The sequence below is a fragment of the Edaphobacter aggregans DSM 19364 genome, from assembly GCF_000745965.1.
Lineage (GTDB): Bacteria > Acidobacteriota > Terriglobia > Terriglobales > Acidobacteriaceae > Edaphobacter > Edaphobacter aggregans.
Genome location: NZ_KN050788.1, coordinates 98,592 through 116,030, shown reverse-complemented (window position 1 = coordinate 116,030; position 17,439 = coordinate 98,592). Strand labels below are relative to the sequence as shown.

General features: G+C 61.1%; 11 protein-coding genes. 6 read left to right on the top strand and 5 right to left on the bottom strand.

From position 1 onward, the window contains the following. Window positions 1-146: 146 nt before the first annotated feature. Window positions 147-1,349 carry an ROK family protein gene (locus tag Q363_RS32215; RefSeq protein WP_425387826.1) on the bottom strand — a complete coding sequence of 401 codons (1,203 nt, stop codon included), beginning with the start codon at window positions 1,347-1,349 and terminating at the stop codon, window positions 147-149. A gap of 161 nt (window positions 1,350-1,510) precedes the next feature. On the opposite strand from Q363_RS32215, the gene Q363_RS32210 reads away from it, so the two are divergent. Next, entirely contained in the window at window positions 1,511-4,378 is a 2,868-nt protein-coding gene (locus Q363_RS32210) for a PIG-L family deacetylase (RefSeq protein ID WP_051979642.1), read from the top strand. A 287-nt stretch (window positions 4,379-4,665) separates the two neighbouring features. Then, entirely contained in the window at window positions 4,666-5,793 is a 1,128-nt protein-coding gene (locus Q363_RS32205) for an SIS domain-containing protein (protein ID WP_035358901.1), read from the top strand. Between the two features lie 261 nt (window positions 5,794-6,054). On the opposite strand, the gene Q363_RS32200 is transcribed toward Q363_RS32205, so the two are convergent. Beyond that, complete coding sequence (locus tag Q363_RS32200; protein ID WP_035358899.1) at window positions 6,055-6,600, bottom strand: DinB family protein; 546 nt, start codon at window positions 6,598-6,600, stop codon at window positions 6,055-6,057. A 334-nt stretch (window positions 6,601-6,934) separates the two neighbouring features. Here Q363_RS32200 and bla point away from each other — a divergent pair, with 334 nt between their 5' ends. The 4 genes from bla (at window position 6,935) to Q363_RS32180 (ending at window position 13,979) form a co-directional block, all read left to right on the top strand. Beyond that, on the top strand, window positions 6,935-7,816 hold the full coding sequence (gene bla / locus Q363_RS32195; RefSeq protein ID WP_035359076.1) for a subclass B3 metallo-beta-lactamase: 882 nt from the start codon (window positions 6,935-6,937) through the stop codon (window positions 7,814-7,816). Window positions 7,817-7,966: 150 nt separating this feature from the next. Next, complete coding sequence (locus tag Q363_RS32190) at window positions 7,967-8,830, top strand: inositol oxygenase family protein (protein WP_035358898.1); 864 nt, start codon at window positions 7,967-7,969, stop codon at window positions 8,828-8,830. Window positions 8,831-9,349: 519 nt separating this feature from the next. Then, complete coding sequence (locus Q363_RS32185; RefSeq protein WP_035359075.1) at window positions 9,350-12,703, top strand: TonB-dependent receptor; 3,354 nt, start codon at window positions 9,350-9,352, stop codon at window positions 12,701-12,703. A gap of 127 nt (window positions 12,704-12,830) precedes the next feature. Continuing rightward, window positions 12,831-13,979, top strand: coding sequence for a phosphatidylinositol-specific phospholipase C1-like protein (locus Q363_RS32180; RefSeq protein ID WP_035359074.1), 1,149 nt, complete (start codon window positions 12,831-12,833; stop codon window positions 13,977-13,979). Between the two features lie 117 nt (window positions 13,980-14,096). Here Q363_RS32180 and Q363_RS32175 read toward each other — a convergent pair whose 3' ends face one another. The 3 genes from Q363_RS32175 to Q363_RS32165 all read right to left on the bottom strand — a co-directional run bounded on the left by Q363_RS32175 (window position 14,097) and on the right by Q363_RS32165 (window position 17,183). Continuing rightward, a complete protein-coding gene (locus Q363_RS32175; protein WP_035358897.1) occupies window positions 14,097-14,849 on the bottom strand; it encodes a LytR/AlgR family response regulator transcription factor in 753 nt (250 codons plus the stop codon). Continuing rightward, entirely contained in the window at window positions 14,849-15,952 is a 1,104-nt protein-coding gene (locus Q363_RS32170) for a sensor histidine kinase (RefSeq protein WP_035358896.1), read from the bottom strand. The genes Q363_RS32175 and Q363_RS32170 overlap by 1 nt, the downstream gene beginning before the upstream one ends. Window positions 15,953-16,025: 73 nt before the next feature. Continuing rightward, window positions 16,026-17,183: a tetratricopeptide repeat protein gene (locus Q363_RS32165; protein WP_035358894.1), complete on the bottom strand. Its 1,158-nt coding sequence runs from the start codon at window positions 17,181-17,183 to the stop codon at window positions 16,026-16,028. Window positions 17,184-17,439 lie beyond the last annotated feature (256 nt).

The following is a 17,439-nucleotide window of genomic DNA, read 5'->3' as shown; positions in this document are numbered from 1 at the left end:
ATCTGGAACTCTCAGCTAGGTATCACGAAAGCCGCCAACAGGCGGGAACTTAGTAAAACCTATTTAGGAAGTCGTAAGGTGCACTAACACTAGTGAAATATTTATGTGCTTGTCAATATGATTCTTGGTATTCGGATTTCGTTTGCTTAAGCCAGCAGCCGCGCTGCCGTCGCCGCCAGGCTCAATGAGATCGCACCGTGAAGCTGCGCCTGGGTCCCCAGTGAGCTCGACCGGACCTCCGGTTTCGCGAACTCGTTGCGCCCCAGCAGCCTCGCCGTGACTCTACAAAGCTCCGGGTGCGAGCCCACGCCGCCGCCCAGAATCACCATCTCCGGGTCCAGCGCCAGCGCAAGGTCAACGATGCAATCGGCGAGAATCTGTGCCATCGTCTGCACCACCTGCCCCGCCAGCCGATCGCCGTCCACGGCCAGGTCAAAGATCTCCGTCGCCCGCAGCTTTCCTAGCTCGCTCATGCTGGCCCGCCGCTCTCGTGCCAGCAGGCGCTGCCACTCAGCCTCGATCCCCAGCCCGCCGATCGACCGTTCCATCTGGCCCGTCTCATGAACCTCCAGCGGTTGCCGCGGCCGTCCGTTCACGCCGGCGTAGCCAATCTCACCCGCGCTCCAGTTCGCTCCGTGATGCAGCCTGCCGCTGATAAAGATGCCCGCGCCAACGCCCGTTCCCAGCGCCACGAAGATGAAGTCCTCAACCCCCGAGGCCGAACCGCGCCAGTGCTCGCCCACCGCGGCCAGGTTCGTATCGTTCTCCACCAGCGCCGGAATCCCCAACTCGCGCTCGATCATCATGCGCAGCGGAACGTCGTTCCACTCCCGCAGATTCGGCGCCGACATCACCACACCCGACTCCACGTTCGTGATCCCCGGTGCACCCGCCGTCACGTGCAGCACGCGCCGCAGCGAGGTCGATGCCTCCTGACACATCACCTTCAGGCCATCGCGAATCAACCCGCAGACCGCCTTCGGCATCCTCTGCCGCTCCGTAAACCGTGTCGCCCACTGCGTCACCACGCGGCCATTCAGATCAGCCAGCACCATCCGCAGCCGCGTGCCGCCAATATCCACGCCCGCCACGTACCCGTGACCTGCGTTGAAGCGCAGCATCTCCGGCGGCCGCCCACCGCTGGACTCGCCGTCCCCGAGCTTCTCCACCAACCCCAAAGACTCGAGATATCCAACCGCGCTCGAAACCGTCGGCGCGCTCAACCCCGACAGCCGCACCAGGTCCGCCTTCGAGCACGGGTTGTGCTCCCGCAGCAGCCGCAGCAGCCCGCGCGCATTCGCCTGACGAAGATGCGACGGCCGCGAAGGCTGCGTCTCGCCTTCATTCAGGTATTGTGTTGGCAGGGGGGTTTGATAGTCGCATCGGTGCTCGGCTTCCGCTGGGACACATCATACCCTATATTTGTAAATATTCTTTACAAAGCTTGGAACTCTCATGTATCTCTTACCAGCAAAGCTCAAAAAAGCCGATTCCAGGAGCATCTTCGTTCATGAGACCTGACGTCTGCCGCGGGACCATCGCCACACTCCTCACTCTTTCGCTCGCCTTTAGCGGTCCCCTCGCAGCCGCACAGCAGCCCGCGCCCGCGCACTATCAGTCCGCCTACGCCCGGCCGCTTCCTATCGATCGCGCCTCCATCGGCCTCGCTCAGACCCTCCAGAAGCTCCACACCCGCGCTTCGCTCGCCATGGTCACCGCGCACCCCGACGACGAGGACGGCGGCATGCTCACCTATATGAGCCGCGGCCAGGGCGTCGACACCACGCTCCTCACCCTCAACCGCGGCGAAGGCGGCCAGAACGTCATCACCGGCGACTACTGGGACCAGCTCGGAACCCTCCGCACCCAGGAACTCCTCGCCGCCGATAACTACTACGGCGTGCACCAATACTTCGCCCGCGTCGCCGACTTTGGCTTCTCCAAGACCATCGAAGAAGCCCTCAAGACCTGGGGCGAGGACCGCGTCCTCTACGACGCCATCCGCGCCATCCGCATCCAGCGCCCCCTCGTCGTCACCAGCGTATTCGCCGGCAACGTCTCCGACGGCCACGGCCACCATCAGGTCTCTGGCTACACCGCACAGAAGGCGTACGTCATGGCCGGCGATCCCAACGTCTTCCCTGACCAGATCAAGGCCGGCCTCCTCCCCTGGTCTCCCCTCAAGGTCTACGCCCGCGTCCCCTTCGCCCGCGTCACCGACAAGGGCATCTACGACTACGCCACCGGCCACTGGGAGCCCGTCCGCTTCCGTAACTACGTCGACAACACCTGGATCGAAGGCGTCCCATCCACCACCCTCGAGGTCCCCAGCGGAACCTACAATCCCCTGCTCGGCGAGTCCTATCTGCAGCTCTCGCGCGAAGGCCTCGCCGAGCAGAAGACCCAGAACGGTGGCATCGGAATCCCTCTGCCTCGCCCCTTCTCCAGCCCCTACCACCTCTACGCCTCTCGCGTCTCCACCTCGCAGCACGAGAAGTCCTTCTTCGACGGCATCGACATCACCCTGGCCGGCATCGCCTCCTACGCTCCCAAATCCGAGCAGGCCCCGTGGGTTGAGAAGCTAAACGCACTCAATGCCACCGTGGAGTCCGCCATCTCGAGCTACGACGCCGCCAACCCCGCGACCATCGCGCCCACGCTCGCCAAGGGCCTCGCCCAAACCAACGCACTCCTCGCCGACCTCGCCGCCAGCAAACTCCCCGCCGAGGCTTGCTACAACATGACGCACGAGCTCACGGTCAAGCAGCAGCAGTTCAACCTCGCCCTCCAGCAATCCCTCGGCCTCGCCTTCATGGCCAACACCACCGAAGGCACAGCAGCCGCCCCGGCGCGCCTCAGCCCCTTCGGCGATCTCTCCACCCAGATCCCCACCTCGCAGACCGTCGTCCCCGGCAACCGCGTCAACGTCGCCGTCCACGTCGCCAACCAGGGCCTCGAGCCCGTCACCCTCTCCGCCGTCGAGGTCGCCTCGCAGGCCGGCCCCGGCTTCACCATCACTCCCGACAAGCCCATCACCGGCCCACTCGCCCCCGGCGCCGCGCGCGACCAGTCCTTCACCGTCGCCGTTCCCCGCACCGCCGAGCTCACCAAACCCTACTTCTCCCGCCCTTCGCTCGAGCAGTCCTACTACGACATCAACGACCCCCGCTACCTCAACCTCCCCACGCGCCCCTATCCGCTTCTTGCAAGAGCGACCGTTACATATCACGACGTTGCCATCACCCTCTCCGGCATCGTCCAAACCGTCCATCGCGTCAACGGCGAAGGCCCCGTCCTCGAACCGCTCCTCGTCGCGCCCGCCATCTCGCTGCTCGTCTCTCCTACCGCCGGAGTCGTGCCGCTCACCAGCGCCACGCTCGAACTACACGTCGCCCTCCACAGCTCCGTCAAAGGCCCCGCCAAAGGCACCGTTCGCCTCGACCTCCCCGCCGGCTGGAAGTCCACCCCCGAGGTCGCCGACTTCGCCACCATGCGTGAAGGCGAAGACCAGAACCTCACCTTCCGCGTCACGCCCCAGCAGGTGCAGCCCAAGCCGTACACCATCACCGCCGTCGCCGAATACAACGGTGAAAAGTTCACCCAGGGCTTTGAGACCGTCGGCTATCCCGGCCTTCGCCCCTACCCGCACTATCGCCCCGCCACCTACAAGACCACCGGCGTCGACGTAAAGACCGCGCCCAACCTCAACATCGGCTACGTCATGGGAACCGGCGACGACACCGCGACCACCCTCGAAGACATCGGCATCCACCCCACCATGCTCACCGCCGCCGACATCGCGTCTGGCGACCTCTCCCGCTACGACGCCATCATCCTCGGCATCCGCGCCTACGCTGCCCGCCCCGAACTCAAGACCTTCAACAACCGCCTCCTCGACTACGTCCACAACGGCGGAACCGTCATCGTCCAGTACCAGACCCAGGAGTACGACCACAACTACGGTCCCTACCCGCTCACCTTGTCCGGCGATCCCGAAAAGGTCGTCGAAGAGGACAACAAGGTCACCATCCTCCAGCCCAACGACCCCGTCCTCAACTGGCCTAACAAGATCACCACCGCCGACTTCGACAACTGGGTCGAAGAGCGCGGCCACGGCTTCATGCGCCAGTGGGACCCCCACTACATCGCCCTCACCGAGATGCACGACGCTGGCCAGGACCCGCAGAAGGGCGGCCTCCTCTACACGCGCTACGGCAAAGGAGCCTACGTCTACATGGCCTACGCCTTCTTCCGCCAGATGCCCGACGGAGTCCCCGGCTCCTTCCGCATCATGGCCAACCTCATGAGCATGGCCAAAAACCCGTCACTCGCCCTCGGCAAGGATGCCCCACCCGCCACCGCAGTCGGCACGAAATAACCTCTCCCACCGGTCGGAACAGTTCTCAGCAGCAGCTGATGCCGCAACACGCCGTACCGCAACATCCCGCAGAAAGCGTCGCAGCGTGCGCCGCCGCCGCGCCCAGCGTGAACAGAACAACCAAAGCAAACTTCTTCATAACATCCTCCTAATACCGCCGATTCTACGCCCGCCCGGGCACATACAGCGTTCAGGATGCGATCATGTTCTTGTAGATGGCTCATGCTTTGCTCGACCGTAAAATCGCGCACACACAGCTAAACTCGTAGAGAGGCACACACAAACCCATGCAAGCCCCCTCCCGCAACTTCCCCCACGCCATGCTCCGTGAGATCTTCGAGCAGCCCGTCGCCCTCTCCGACACCCTCGCCGCCTACGCCGACGGTACCAGCCTCCGCGAGGACGTCTTCCAGCCCGCCCGCCAGGCCCTCGTCGGCCGCGACTCCATCCTCATCTCCGCCTCCGGCTCCAGCCGCCACGCCGGCCTCGCCGGTGAGATCCTCTTCGAAGACCTCGCCGGAATCGCCGTCGACGTCGAGTACGCCAGCGAGTACATCTACCGCTCCACCCAGACCCTTCGCAATCCCTGCTTCCTCGTCATCTCCCAGTCCGGCGAGACCGCCGACACCTCCGAGGCCCTCCGCGAGGCCATCGCCCGCGGCTCCTCCACCATCGCCATCACCAACAAGCCCGAGTCATCGATGGCCAAACTCGCCGGTTGCTCGCTCCCCACCCATGCCGGCACCGAGCGCGCCGTCCCCGCCACCAAAAGCTTCACCACCCAGCTCCTCGTCCTCTCCCTGCTCTCGCTCTACGCCGCGCGCGTCCGCGGACGCATGACCCGAGCCGTCGTCGAATCCCACCTCCACAAGCTGCACGACGTCCCCGCTGCCCTCGAGTCCTTCCTCCCCCGCTGGGAAAAGCAGGTCTCCGCCCTCTGCGAATCCCTTCAGAAGGCCGAATCCTTCCTCTTCCTCGGCCGCGGCGTCCACTACCCCATCGCCCGCGAAGGAGCCCTCAAGCTAAAGGAGTCCGCCTACATCCAAGCCGAAGGCTACCCCACCGGCGAGCTCAAGCACGGCCCCAACGCCCTCGTCAGCGGCAACAACCCCCTCGTCGTTCTCGCCACCTGCGACAACCGCGCCCCCGACTCCGTCCTCCGCTACGAGAAGACCTTCAACCTCGTCCGCGACATGCACAAGCAGGGAGCCGAGATCATCTCCATCGTCACAGAAGGCGACACCCGCATCGCCGCCCTCAGCAACCACACCATCCCCGTCCCCCGAGCCGCCGAGTACATCTCCCCCCTCTACGAGGTCGTCCCCCTCCAGCTCCTCTCCTACTTCATGGCCACCGCCCGCCACATCGACGTAGACAACCCCCGCAACCTCGTCAAAGCCGTAGTCCAGGAGTAGCTGGGAAGAGTCACTGACAGTCCCAGGGAACCTTCACCGAGACCGGAACGCCCACTGCGCCATCTCGACCGGAGCGAAGCGTAGTGGAGAGACCCCTGTATTCCACGTGCGGCCGCCATACCCTCTCGCTTGCGACGAACGCGTCCTTACCTTCGCCAAGAAAGTGTCATCCTGAGCGAAGCGCAGTGGAGTCGAAGGACCTGCATTTGCTTTTGCCGCCCTCTTAGTTTGGGCAGTCCACCGTCATGCTAAACGCCGGGGCTACTTCACGCCTTTGGCTGGGTCCCAGGAGCCTTGTTCTTTGCGGACGTAGACGATCTGGCCGATATGGTAGGCGTTGTGGGTTCCGATGTGGGCGATCATGCTGGCGTTTTTGGCGAGGGTGGCGTCGTCGGCGTGCTCGACGGCCTGCTCCCAGTCGGTCATGCCCTTATCGAACTGCTTGACGAGGTCGGCCCACTGCTCGGCGGTGAAGTTGTTGAAGGTCTCTTCGTTGTTGCCGCTGAAGACCTTCTGCTTTTCGTCCTTGAACTTGGCGAGCATCTCACGGTTCCAGAAGACGAGGTGGTAGGTGAGCTGGCCGACGGAGTGATTGCCTTTGCCGTCGGTCCACTTCGCCTGCTCGGCGGTGAGGCCGGCGATGGCGGTGTTGCCGGAGGCGAACCAGTCCTGGGCGTTGTGGGTGGTGCGGAGCTGCTCGAGGAGGACGCCTTTGAGGGTGGTTGGCGGGGGCTTAGGCGGGGCGTTCTGGGCGTGGGCGGTTGCGACGGCGAGGGACAGGGCGAGGGCGAGGATGAATTTGTTCATGCGGGTGTGCCTCCTGAAGAGCGCGGATGAGTTTGTCGGTGGTGCGAGAGCCAGTTTAGTTAGAGAGCACCAGACCTGAGATGGGATTTGTGAGAGTTTGCCGATAGATTGTGACGAGCGGCGGCTGGCAGGCATACGAACCGCAGACCTTCGGCTCCGCCCTTCGGGCTCCGCTCAGGATGACACCTTCTCGTTTTGCTTTATGACATCGTCTCCTTTTTGCTTGATCACACCTTCTGGGTTGGTTTACTGAGAGGATTCGCGGTTGGTGCAAGGTGTGATCTTGGTGCATTACACGGGGAAATCCTCAAGAGGGAGTGCCATGCTTGGTGGCATGAGCCTGCGCCTTTCTTCCTTTCTGCGAGTTGTCCTGAGTGTGGTTGTTTTGTTCAACTCGTATGCTGTCGCGGGCCGCGCGCAGAATCCTGAGTGGACGGAGCCGTTTCCTCCGCACAAGGTGGTGGGGAATGTGTACTACGTGGGGAGCAGGGATCTGGCGGCGTTTCTGGTGGTGACGCCGGAGGGGAACATCCTGATCAATTCGAATCTGGAGAACTCGGTGGCGCAGATCAGGGCTAGCGTGGAGAGGCTGGGGTTCAGGTTCAGCGATACCAAGATTCTGCTGATCAGTCATGCGCACTGGGACCATGATGCGGGGAGCGCGACGGTGAAGCGGCTGACGGACGCGAAGTACATGGTGATGGACGCCGATGTTCCCGTGGTGGAGGACGGAGGGAAGAGCGATTTCTTCTACGGCAAGAAGAAGGAAAACTGGTACAAGCCGGCAAAGGTTGATCGCGTGCTGCACGACGGGGACGAGGTGCGGTTGGGAGGCGTGGTTCTGGTGGCGCATAAGACGGCCGGGCATACGAAGGGATGCACGACGTGGACGATGAAGGTGACGGACAACGGCAAGACGTATGACGTGGTGATCGTGGGGAGCCCGAACGTGAATCCCGGGTACAGGCTGGTGGGGAATGCGAGCTATCTGGGGATTGCGGACGACTTCCAGCACACGTTTGAGGTGCTGCGGGGGTTGCACTGCGATGTATTTCTGGGAGCGCATGGTGGGTACTACGGGATGGCGGCGAAGTATGCGCGGCTGAAGGCGGGGGATCGGGAGGCGTTCGTCGATCCGGAGGGCTACCGGGCGTATGTACTGGATCGAGAGTCGGCTTTCCAGGAGGAGTTGGTGCGGCAGCGACGGGGGCAATAGGGTTCAGGGGCGGCGGGTTGGGGACCGGATCTTCGCTCATTAGGAGAGAGTTGAGGATTTCTCTTGCCAACGGTGGTTGTTTGGGCCTACAGTTACCGCTAACTTGACATGGCACTGCACTGTTCGCATAGCGCTGCCTGGAGGATGCATATGAACACAACGACGACTGCACCGAACGCTCCGCTTGGAAGGGACATGGAGGAGTGGGACGAGTTTCTTCAGGGCCGCTACAAGGAAGGCAAGAGCGAGGAAGAGTTTCGCGTGTATGACGAGCATGCGAACCCGGGCGTGGCGGAGTTCTACCGGCTGAATCATCAGCACCAGAGCTTCGATTATGTGATGGCGAAGGAGAAGGAGTACTTTGGCCTGAGCAAGGGGATGAAGACGATCTGGGAGGCGGCGGAGTTTCTGAACACGCTGGTGGATGACAGCGATCCGGATACGGACCTGACGCAGATCGAGCACCTGCTGCAGACCTCGGAGGCGATGCGCAGGGATGGGCATCCGCGATGGTTTGTGCTGACCGGGTTCGTGCATGATCTGGGCAAGGTGCTATGCCTGTACGGCGAGCCGCAGTGGGGCGTGGTGGGCGATACGTTCCCGGTGGGCTGCGCGTACTCGGACCAGATTGTGTTTCCGGAGTACTTCAAGGCGAATCCGGATTACAACCATCCGGTGTACAGCACGAAGTACGGGATCTATGAGCCGAACTGCGGGCTGGATAAGGTGCACATGTCGTTCGGGCACGACGGGTACATCTACGAGGTGATGAAGAACTATCTGCCGGAGGAAGCGCTGTACATGCTGCGGTACCACTCGTTCTACGCGGCGCACAAGCATGGGGCGTACCGGCACCTGATGAGCGACCACGATGTGAAGATGTTCGAGTGGGTGAATAAGTTCAATCCGTATGACCTGTACTCGAAGGGGCATACGAAGCCGAATATGCAGGAACTGAAGCCTTACTATGACGATCTCTTTGCGGAGTTTTTTCCGGAGAAGATCGCCTGGTAGTCTTTTGATCGATTGTCCGAGAAGGAACCCGGCGTAACGGCCGGGTTTTTTCCTTGGGTTTTTGGGACGAACGGTAGTGAGCGTTAGTGGTGATTTACCTGTGTTTCACGTGGGGTGGGCAAAATAACCCATAAGCGCTCAATTTGTTAGCACGATTGTTGGTGAGCAGGGGGCGTTTTGCACGGTCCCAGTTTACGGTAAATAGGTTTTGCTTCAGTCGATAACCTACTGTTTTCAGTTGGTGATGTATTGCTGTGCGGAGGATTGCGTAAGCGATACCGTAACAGGTCGGAATTGACAATCGTGTCGCGGCCTGCGTACGTTTTGGCCGTCCGTAAAAATTACGATGCACCCGCAAGCGAGCAACAGCTCGGCGTGGAGTGCTGGATTGATAACGGGAAATGGCGTGGAGTGCTGGATTGATAACGGGAAATACAGAAGATGCAGATTAGAGAGAGGCATGCAATGGACAGGAATTACCGAGGGTCTGTGATGCAGAAGAAGAGTCGAGGAGCCACGATGAGATGGCTCGTAGCGATGGTTGCAGTGCTGCTGATGCTGCCGGGAGTGAGCGCCTGGGCGCAGTTTGAGTCGGCGGCGGTGCTGGGGTATGTGCGGGACGCTTCAGGCGCGGCAGTGCCTGGCGCGACAGTGACGCTGACCAACATGGCGACGGGCATCACGCAGGCGAAGACGACGGACGGCGAGGGCAAATACGAGTTTCCGAGCGTGCAGATTGGAAGCTACCAGATCGTTGCGGAGGCGCAGGGCTTCGATAAGGCGCGCACGGACGCCTTCACGGTGCTGACGAATGCACGTCAGCGCGTGGACGTGAACCTGAAGGCCGGTTCGGTGTCGCAGGAGGTGACGGTGACCTCGGCGGCGCAGCTGCTGGACACGGAGACGAGCTCGCACTCGACGGTGATCGGGACGCGTCAGGTGGAGGACCTTCCGCTGAATGGCCGCTCGTATGCGGACCTGGTGCTGCTGGTTCCGGGCGCGAGGAAGTCCCTGCTGGAGAATAACGGAACGTCGAGCCGCGAGGGATCGTTCAACATCAACGGCCAGCGGTCGGCGTTCAACAACTACATGCTGGACGGCCTGGACAACAACAACTACGGCACGTCGAACCAGGGTTTTGCGAACGAGAACATTCCGCCTTCGCCGGACGCAGTAAGCGAGTTCCGTGTTGAGACGAACAACTATTCGGCCGAGTACGGACGTACGACGGGCGCGGTGATCAACGCTTCAGTACGTCGCGGCACGAACCAGTTCCACGGACGGGCGTGGGACTACAACCGCAACACGATCTTCAACGCGATCGGGCCGTTCCTGGCTCCCGGCGCGACGAAGCCGAAGTTCATCCAGAACCAGTTTGGCGGAACGTTTGGCGGTCCGATCTGGAAGGACCACACGTTCTTCTTCGTGGACTATGAGGGTCTGCGTCGCATCTTCAACAATGCGAGTACCAGCTCGACGTTGCCGACGGCGAACCAGCGCGCCGGCAACTTTGGCATCCCTCTGCGAAATCCGATCACGGGCGTGAATTATCCGACGGGTCAGATTCCGGCGAGCGCCATCACACCCTTTGCCGGCGCTGTTCTGAATGAGCTTCCGTTGCCGAACCAGAGCGGAATTTCCAACAACTACGCGATTACACCTCGCGGAACGATCAACGATGACAAGGGCGACGCGCGTGTCGATCACACGTTCAACGAGCACTGGATCATCTTCGGACGCTACAGCGAGCACCGTCAGTCTCTCTTCGATCCTCCGGGAATTCCTGGACGAGCGGGCGGAAACTCGAACGGCAATGTGAACATTCAGAACCGCAACATCGCAGGCGGCATGACGTGGACGATCTCATCCAACAAGCTGTTTGACCTTCGCTTCGGCTGGTCTCGCAACTTGGGCGGCAAGTTCCCGATTGGACAGGGCCAGAGCTCGCTGCTGGTGGAGAATGGCATCACGGACGGTCTGCCAACGGATCCGCTGGTGGTCCGTTCGCTGAACGCCCAATCGATAACGGGCTTCACGCAGTTCGGCGCGCAGCCTTCAAACCCACAGTTCCAGAACCCAACGATCTACAATCCGAAGGCGAACTTCACGTGGATCAAGAGCAAGCACTCGATGAAGTTCGGTTATGAGTGGCAGGCGGTGAACACGGAGGTCAACGACTTCAACCCCAGCTACGGCCAGGACAACTACCTAGGACAGTTCTCTCGTCCGTTTGTTGCTGGAAGCACGACCACGTTGGTGCCGACCTCCAACGACCAGGCGACCCAGCAGGCGCGCAACCTTGCTGACTTCATGATGGGCAATCGGTCGCAGTACTCGCTCACGACGTACGCGATCGTGCATCTACGTCAGCGCTACAACTTCATGTACTTCCAGGACGACATGAAGCTGACGCCAAAGCTGACGATCAACGCCGGACTGCGGTACGAGATTGTGACGCCGCAGTATGAGAAGGACAACCGCCTGGCGAACTTCGATCCCACCACGAGCTCGCTGATCCAGGCCCGCTCCGGCGGCGTCTTCAGCCGTTCGCGCGTGAACACGCCTCTGAACAACTTCGGTCCTCGCTTGGGCTTTGCCTACTCCGCTACGGACAAGACGGTCCTACGCGGTGGCTACGGCATCGTCTATTCGCAGTGGAACCGCGCGGGTGGCGAGAACAATCTGACCTACAACGGTCCGAACGTGGTCAACGCGAGCATCACGCAGAACAATCCGACGGCGGCCGCGCTTTGCACGAACGACACGCAGTTACAGTCGGCCTGCTTCCGTCAGACGCAGCAGGGTTATGCTGCCAACCTGACGACGCCTGCCTACTTCAACCCTCTGAATGTGCTTTCGCGTTATATTCCGCCCAGCTTCAAGACAGGCTACGTGCAGCAGTACCAGGTTGGCATTCAGCAGCAGCTTCCATATGGAATTCTTGCTGACCTTTCCTACGTAGGCAACAAGTCCACCCATCTTCAGGTGCTTGCGGACTACAACCAGGCGACGCCTTGCACTGCGGCGACGGGCTGCGGTAGCTTGCAGGCGCGGCGTCCTGTCTCGAACTTCGCCGGTATTGAGATCGCTTACGGTGCTGGTTCGGCAAACTACAACTCGCTGCAGTTCAAACTGGAGAAGCGCGCCTCACACGGGCTTTACCTGCTCAACTCGTTTACGTGGGGCCGCATCTTCGACATTTCTTCGGGTCACCTGGAGACGTCGAACGGCGACAACTCGCGTGTCAATTATGCGAACCCCAGCCGCGACTATGGCCCGGGCGGATACGACCAGCCGGTGGCCGACACGTTCTCAGCTGTGTATGACCTGCCGTATGGACACGGACGTCACTGGGGCAACGATTCCGGACGCCTGATGAATACGATCGTGGGCGGATGGCAGCTTACGCTGATCAACACGATGACCAGCGGTCTTCCGGTAAACCTCAACTACTCGCTGTCGTCATCGTCAGGTTTGTATGTTTCCGATTTGGTGACATATCGCCCGGATCGCGTTGCTGGCCTGAAGGTCAAGAATCCTTCTTCAGCTCGCGTGAAGACGGCAACGACGGTAAACAACTACTACAACGTGCTGGCGTTGCAGGCTCCTACAACGAATGCATGGGGTAATGTCAGCCGCAACTCGGAACGGTCGAACGCCTTCTATCAGGCCGATCTCGGATTGCACAAGGCGTTTCCGCTGTGGAGCGATAGCTCGAACTTCGACTTCCGTGCCGAGGCGTTCAACGTTCTGAACAAAGTGAACTACGCAGGGCCGAACACGACGTGGACGACCGGAAGCTCAAGCTTCGGTCAGATCACGACCGCGTTTCCGGCTCGTCAGCTGCAGCTTGCTGCGAAGATCATCTTCTAAGCGAGCGTAACTACATAAACTGTGAGGGCGCTGTGTCCAGTGGAGCGGCGCCCTTGTACTTTCGAGCCACAATTTTCGTCACGACAATAGCAGAACAGTGAGAGGAGCAATGATGTTTCGAGGTGCGATGAGGGCAGCGACAGCCGCGGCGGTGACCATGGCCGGCTATGCGGGAGTGGCGCAGCAGATGACCCAGGCCCAGCAGGACCGCGTGGTGAAGATCGATCAGATTCAGGTGATCGGATCGCACAACAGCTATCACTCGGGGTTCGCGCCGAGCGAGCGGAAGTACCTGGAGATGAAGAATCCGAAGGCGCTGTACAGCCTGGACTACAAGCATGCTCCGCTGCCGGATCAGCTGAACGGCGGCGTGCGGCAGATCGAGATCGATGTGTTTGCCGATGCGAAGGGCGGGCGGTATGCGCACCTTCCGATCGACGATGCCGCGACCAAGGCGGGCCTTCCACCTGATCCGGACTTCGATCCCCAGCATGAGATGGAGAAGCCGGGCTTCAAGGTGATGCACGTGCAGGGCGTGGATGAGCGAAGCACATGCCACACCTTTGTGCGTTGTCTGACGGTCGTGCGCGATTGGTCGAAGCAGCATCCGCAGGCTCTGCCGATCTTCATCCTTGTGGAGTCGAAGGAGGACGACGGCACGGAGAGGCCGGGCATGATCAAGACGGAGCCGTTTACGCCGGCGGTGTTCGATGCGCTGGATGCGGAGATTCGGTCGGTGTTCAAGCCGGGCGAGTACATCACGCCGGATGAGGTTCGGGGGAAGGCGGAGACGCTGGAGGCTGCGGTGCTGGCTGGAGGATGGCCGACGCTTGCGAAGGCTCGTGGGCGCGTGGTGTTCCTGATGGATCAGCACAAGCATGGGCCGGTGTATGCGGAGGGGCATCCTTCGCTGAAGGGGAGGATTCTGTTTACGAACTCCGATCCGGGAAGGCCGGAGACGGCGTTCGTGGAGCAGAACGACGGCACGAAGGAGGCGATCGACGCTCTGGTGAAGAAGGGCTACCTGGTTCGCACGCGCACCGATGAGGGAACGAAGCAGGCGCGAACGAACGATACGACTCGGCGCGACCTTGCGCTTTCGACAGGTGCGCAGATGATCAGCACGGACTATCCGGCTTCGGAGCCTTCGGAGTGGACGGGCTTCAAGGTGGAGCTGCCGGATGGGCTGGTGGCGCGGTGCAATCCTGTGAACAAGCCTGCGGGGTGTGTGGACTCTTTGCTGGAGCCGAAGGCGATGACTACGGCGGCTAAGTAGGCGTCGATAGAGAAGAGGTCTCTCCGCTGCGCGGCTCACTGGCGTGAGCCGCGGTCGAGATGACAGATCGTAAAGTCGAGAATGACAGAGCAGGAAGGAATCAACTGGCTCGGGTGCTTAGCGCTCGAGCCAGTTCTTTATGCGCGAGCGGTAGCTGCGGCTCATGGGGATCTTCTGGCCGTTGAGCAGGTGGACTCCGTACTCGCCGTCGACCTCGGGGCGGACCTCTTTGACGTACTGGAGGTTGACGATGGAGGAACGGTGGACGCGAAGGAAGGTGTTGGGGTCGAGCTTCTCTTCGAGGTGCGTCATGGTCTCGCGGAGGAGGTGGGTCTCCGATTGTGTGCAGATGCGGACGTAGTTTTCTTCGGCGCCGATCCAGCAGATCTCGGAGACAGGAAGGAAGAGGATGCGGCCTTTGGACTTGAAGACGATGCGCGTGGTGTAGGGCGTGCCGTTGGCGCTCTTCGGCACATCGCTGTGCGGGGCCTGCTTGCCGGCCTTGATCTGGTCGAGTGCGCGCTGCGTTGCGGAGCGGAAGCGCTCGAGGGTGAAGGGCTTGAGCAGGTAGTCGACGGCGTGAATCTCAAAGGCACGCAGGGCGTAGCGATCGTACGCCGTGGTGAAGATGATGCAGGGCATGGCAGGCGTGCCGGCGGCAGAGAGCTCGCCGACGATGTCGAAGCCGTCCATGTCTGGCATGCGGACGTCGAGGTAGAGGAGGTCCGGCCTGGTGGCGCGGACCAGGTCGATGGTTTCGGCAGCGGTCGCTCCTTCCCCGACGACCTCGATCTCAGGAATTTCGCGCAGCAACTGACGTAACTTCTGCCGGGCAAGGACTTCATCATCTGCTAACACAGCCTGAATCATCACGCACCGTACCCTGTTGTGTTTTCTGTTGGACGCTCCGCAAAGTGCAGGGGAAGCGTCATGACAACCTGAACGCGGTTGTCGCCTATCTCGGAGATGGAAAATGTATGGTCGTCACCGTAGTGCATCCTCAGGCGGTCTTTGACGTTAGCCAGGCCGACGCCCTTGCTGCTGCTGCCGTTACCGTTGCTGAGTGGAAGATGCAGTCCGGTTCCGCTGTTGGTGACGCTGAGGCGAAGCATGGAGCCCGCGGAGGAGACTTCGATGGAGAGGACGCCGGCGGAGGTAAGACGCGAGAGACCGTGGGCGTAGGCGTTTTCGACGATGGGCTGGAGGATCATGGTGGGGACGATCGCATCGTGTAAGTGCGGATCGACGGTCATCTCCTGCCGTACACGTCCTGCGAACCTGCGGTCCTGCATGGCCAGGTACATCTCGATGAACTCCATCTCGTCACTCAATGGGATGAACTGCGCGTCGCCGCGATGCAAAGTGATACGGAGGAGACGGCTGAGTTGTTCCAGCATGAGATCGGCCGCTGCGATATCGGTTCGCATGAGGCTTGAGATGCCGTTCATGGTGTTGAAGAGAAAGTGGGGGTTGAGCTGCATGCGAAGAGCACGCATCTGTGCCTGAATAAGCTGTGATTTCAATTGAATAGCGACGCGTTCCTTTTCGCGGTAGCGCTGGTAGTACCCGACGCCGCGAAAGAGAAAGAACGCTGACCAGAAGAGGACCAGGCTGTCGACGAGTTCGGCGTCGACATGGAACGACAGGCGTTGCCAAAACGGCATGGGTGGCCTCCCCATCGGAAGACGAGGGAAGAGGACGACCCAGATGACTTCTTCGAGGACGCAGACGAAGAGGCTGAGCGGAAAGAAGAAGAGCAGCATGGACTTGATGGAGGCGCTGTTGATCTGGGGACGTAGCGTCCACCAGAGAATCCAGCAAAGCACGCCCCAGATGAAGTACTGGACACCCCAGGCCTGCATGAGAAGGCTGAGGTCGACGTGGTAGTTCCAAAAGCGCGAGCTGATCCACTCCTGCAGGGCGAAGAGGAGCCCGAGCGAAGTAGCCCCTGTGATGAAGAGGAACGGGTGCATGAACAGGGGCTGGTTGGTTTCTTCCTTCCACTTGGCGAACGTCAGTTGGCTAGCCCTCGTCTTTCTGTCTTACTCAGGATGGTTGGTGAGTGATGGTACAGGGCGCCTCCTTTGCGGAGGTTTGTGCGGTCTGGCCCGGAGCGAGATTGTCGCGGATGATGTCTGTGCTCTGGGGCAGGGGGAAGAGTTTCTGTGCCCTGATGTTCTTGGCGATGAACTTCGTTGACTGTGAGTGTTGGGTATACCACGCCTGCGCCTCGCGGAGTATTGCCTCTCGCTGGGCTGCGTCGAAGATTGCATCGAGCGTGGCGAGATCTTTCATGAGCAGGTCCCCGGCCGGCTTGCCTCCCTGAAGGAGCGCAACGTGGAAGTAGACGTCGGCCGCTCGCTTGTCGACGGGTACGCCTCTGCCGTCGCGGGCGAGAATTCCGAGGATGATGGAGGACTTCCACTCTCCTGCGGCTGAGGCTGTTTCGAGCAGCGAGCGCGCCTCGCCGCTAGTTTGCTCCTCCTGAGGATGATTGATCAACAGCAGGGCGAGGGAGTGTATGGCGGGGACGTATCCGTCGGCTGTGGAACGACGCATGAGGGAGACGGCCTTGTGGGTGTCATGGGGGTGGGCGGGGTCTACGGAGTAGAGCGAACCGAGGTTATAGGCGGCGATGGGGTCGTGCATGCGGGCGCCGGCCTCGAACCACTTCTCGGCTGCGGCGATATCTGCGGGGCCGAGAAGGCCGAAGTAGTAGATATCTCCGAGGTAAGCCGCAGCGGTTCCATTTCCCTTGCGTGCTGCGTTCTCAAAGATGCTGGCGGCGTGAGCTACGTCTTTCTTGACGCCGGTTCCGGTGATGTAGAGCACGCCCATGTTGACGAGCGCGGAGGCGTCTCCGTTGGCGGCCGAGAGCTGGTACCAGTGCATGGCGCGCCCGAGATCCTGGGGAACTCCGATGCCGGCCTGGTAGAAGTAGCCGATCTGGTTTTGCGCGTTCGGTTCGCCGCGCTGGGCGGCCTTCTCGTACCAGTGCGCGGCGGCGGTGAGGTCGCGCGGAACGCCGTCGCCGGTCATGTAACGGGCGCCCAGCTCGATCTCGGCGGAGAGGGAGCCGTGTTCGGCGTCGGAGGTGATCTTCATGAGATTCTCCTGGGGAGAGAGCGCGTGAAGGCTGGGAAGATAGAGTACGCACGCGAGCAGTGCGATTGACAGCGAGGTGGGGATTCTTAGGAGTTGCATCGTCGTTTCTCCGGACAAAGATGGAGCCCGGTTGATGCGATGGGGAGGGGTCGTTGTTCACATCGATTCGCCTCGACCGTTGCAGCAAATGGCTGTCGAGGAGATGCGGGAGTGATCGTGCCGATTCCGCGCAAAACGCCGTGCCGTCTCAGGAAGAGACGGAAGGATTGCGCGATTCAACGGCTCGCCGCTTGGTAACAGCAGTTCGTCACGAATTCAGAAATGATGTGACCGGTAGCGTAGCTGGGGTGAATTG